General features: G+C 42.7%; 2 protein-coding genes. Both read left to right on the top strand.

All coding sequences use genetic code 11. The annotated features are described in order from the left end of the window. The first annotated feature begins 12 nt into the window (after positions 1-12). Complete coding sequence (locus tag ACFSR3_RS09440; RefSeq protein ID WP_379820754.1) at positions 13-954, top strand: PorP/SprF family type IX secretion system membrane protein; 942 nt, start codon at positions 13-15, stop codon at positions 952-954. Positions 955-974: 20 nt separating this feature from the next. Further along, entirely contained in the window at positions 975-2,840 is a 1,866-nt protein-coding gene (locus tag ACFSR3_RS09445; protein ID WP_379820753.1) for an OmpA family protein, read from the top strand. Positions 2,841-2,909 lie beyond the last annotated feature (69 nt).

A 2,909-nucleotide genomic window follows, 5' to 3' on the forward strand; every position in this document is an offset into this window, starting at 1 on the left:
AACACACATTACATGAAGAAACTTTACCTGGCAGCATTATTAGCTCTTGGCGGCCTTGCAGACGCTACAGCCCAGCAGGATCCGCACTACACACAGTACATGTACAACATGAACGTGATTAACCCTGCGTATGCGGGTTCAAAAGAAAACCTGTCGTTTGGGTTATTATACCGTAAACAATGGGTTGACATTGAAGATTCACCAACGACTATGACCTTTTCGGGGAGCAGCCCTGTGGGCAAGAACGTAGGTTTGGGATTATCGGTTATCAATGACAAGATTGGACCGGTAGAGGAGACCAACGCTTATGCGGATTTCTCCTATACGCTTAACCTTGGAGGCGAGCACCGTTTGGCCTTAGGTCTTAAAGCGGGAGCAACATTCCACAAAGTAGGTTTATATAGTGATATCGGAAACGGTCACGTTCCTAATCCTGGTGACCCTGCATTCTCAGAAGATATCAGCAGAACTTACTTCAATGTTGGAGCAGGATTCTTTTACTACACTAACAAATACTACCTTGCCTTCTCGGTACCAAACATGCTAAAGAGCAAGCACCTTGATTATACACCACCAGGAGGTGGAGATGAACAGCAGTTCGGTTCTGAGACATCACACTACTTCTTAACGGGAGGTTATGTATTCCAGCTGAACGATAACCTGAAGATGAAACCATCATTCATGTTAAAATCGGCATTTAATGTTTCTCCATCTATTGATGGATCATTAAACTTCTTATTCTTTGAGCGTTTTGAGATAGGCGCTACTTACAGATTAGACGATAGCTTTGGCGGTATGGTAAACTATGCCATTACACCAAACCTAAGGATAGGTTATGCCTATGACCATATCGTATCAGACCTGAATGTTACAACTCCTGCATCGCACGAGGTAATGTTACTGTTTGACCTGAACTTCCCTAAAAAAGTATCACGTTCACCACGTTATTTCTAATCTAAAGCGACTTAAAGAAAATGAAGAAACTATATATTACACTTGGACTGGCTCTTGCTACTATGGCAATGACAGCTCAGACAAAAGAAACAGAGAAGGCAGACAAGCTATATGCACGTCTTGACTATATCGATGCGGCAAAAGAATACCAAAAACTGGAGCCAAGCCCTTATATCTACAAACAGATAGCCGAGAGCTACTATAACATCTTCAACTCAAAAGAAGCATTAGGATGGTATGCCAAAGCTACACAGACACAACAGGAAGCAGAGATCTACTACCACTATGCACAGATGCTAAAGGCAGAAGGCAAGTATGAGGAGGCTAACGCTCAGATGAAGAAATTCGCATCAATGGCACCAAACGACCAGAGAGCGATCATCTTCAACCAGGATCCTAACTACCTTCCAAAACTGAAATCTCAGACAAAACTTTTCGATGAGAAAGTATTGGACATCAATGATGAGAAATATGGATCATTCGGAGGAGTACTGGCAAACGATAACAACTTCTATTTTGCAAGTAACAGAAATACAGGAAGAAAAAAATACGGAACAGATGAGCAGCCGTATCTTGATATCTATACATCTACCTACAATGCAAACGGGACTTTCAGTGAGCCAACACCACTTTCAGATCTTAATACAAAATGGCATGATGGCCCTGTAGCGGTAAGCGCAGACGGTAACACCATGTACTTCAACAGTGAGAGCTTTAACGAGCGCAAGCAGTTTGAAAGAGATAAAGAGATGAACCTTAAGCTGGGTCAGGTATTCCTTTACAAATCAGTAAAAGAAGGCGACAAATGGGGAGAGGCAAAACTACTTCCTTTCAACAGCAAAGAGTGGTCTACACAAAACCCTTCGATCAGCAAAGATGGCAAATGGTTATACTTCTCATCAGACAGGACCGGTACCCTTGGAGGACAGGATATCTGGAAAGTGGAAGTTAAAGGAGGCGACAGCTACGGAGAGCCTGTAAACCTGGGTTCTAAAATAAACACAGAAGGAAAAGAGAGTTTCCCATACATTACAGATGACAACAAGCTATACTTCTCATCAGACAGGCCTGGAGGTCTTGGAGGACTTGATGTGTTTGTGGTTGACCTTAACAAAGGAACAGAAGCTAAAAACGTAGGAGCACCGGTTAATACAGCAAAAGACGACTTTGCGTTTAGCTTTAACACTACCAAAAACATCGGATTCTTCTCAAGTAACCGTTCAGGCGTTGATAAGCTTTACCTTGCTACTCCGGTATGTGGTGTAGAGGCAGCTATCGTAGCCAGAGATGCAAAAACAGGCAAAGTACTACCTGGGGCAAGAGTTGCTATCCTTGACGAGAGAAACAACGTAATCGAGACAAGAACAGCAGGAGCAGATGGTAAAGTGGATTACAGCATCGACTGTAATAAAGCTTACACTATTCAGGCAACAGCAGAAGGTTATGTAACCAACACTTTCCCGATTGCTAAGACAAACGGAGGCACTGTAAATGTAAATGCAGACCTACAGCCAATCGAAACGATTGTTACGCCAACAGAAGTTGTACTTAACAGCATCTACTTTGAGTTCAATAAGAGCAACATCACAAAAGAAGCAGCTCTTGAGCTAGATAAGTTAGTAGAGGCAATGAAAGCTAACCCTGAGATGGTTATCATGGCGAAATCGCACACGGATAACAGAGGTTCAGACAAGTACAACATGACATTGTCAAATGCGAGGGCAAAATCAACAGTTCAGTACATCATCTCTAAAGGTATCGCTAAGAACCGTATCTCAGGAGAGGGTTATGGAGAGAGCCAGCCTAAGGTTGACTGTAAAGAGAACTGTACAGAAGAGCAACACGCTCAGAACCGTCGTTCAGAATTCCTAATTGTTAAGAAGTAATCACACACAGGTCGTTTCTTAATAAACCAACTATAGTGAAAGCCTCCGCATAACGCGGAGGCTTTTTTG

This window comes from Flavobacterium suzhouense (assembly GCF_042684765.1).
Classification (GTDB): Bacteria; Bacteroidota; Bacteroidia; order Flavobacteriales; family Flavobacteriaceae; genus Flavobacterium; species Flavobacterium suzhouense.